Genomic DNA, 210 nt, shown 5'->3' on the forward strand with positions numbered 1-210 from the left:
CACTGATGGCGTGGTGGTGGAGAAAAAACTATTCTCCTGTCGGTACAGTTTTTTTCCAGCCTTGGAGTAGTGGTGGAGAAAGAACTATTCCGCTTATCGGTACAGTTTCTTTCCAGCCTTGGAGTGATGGCGACGAAAAAACTATTCCGCTTATCGGTACAGTTTCTTTCCAGCCTTGGAGTAGTGGTGGAGAAAGAACTATTCCGCTTA

At 45.7% G+C, this 210-nt stretch carries 1 protein-coding gene; it reads left to right on the forward strand.

Annotation, left to right across the window (positions count from 1 at the left end; genetic code table 11):
* Positions 1–210, forward strand: a 210-nt coding sequence (locus LKK83_RS28285) for a hypothetical protein (protein WP_324634802.1), incomplete at both ends; no start/stop codon positions are given.

It is taken from the genome of Phormidium sp. CCY1219, assembly GCF_035615515.1.
In the GTDB taxonomy this organism is placed as follows: Bacteria; Cyanobacteriota; Cyanobacteriia; order Cyanobacteriales; family Laspinemataceae; genus CCY1219.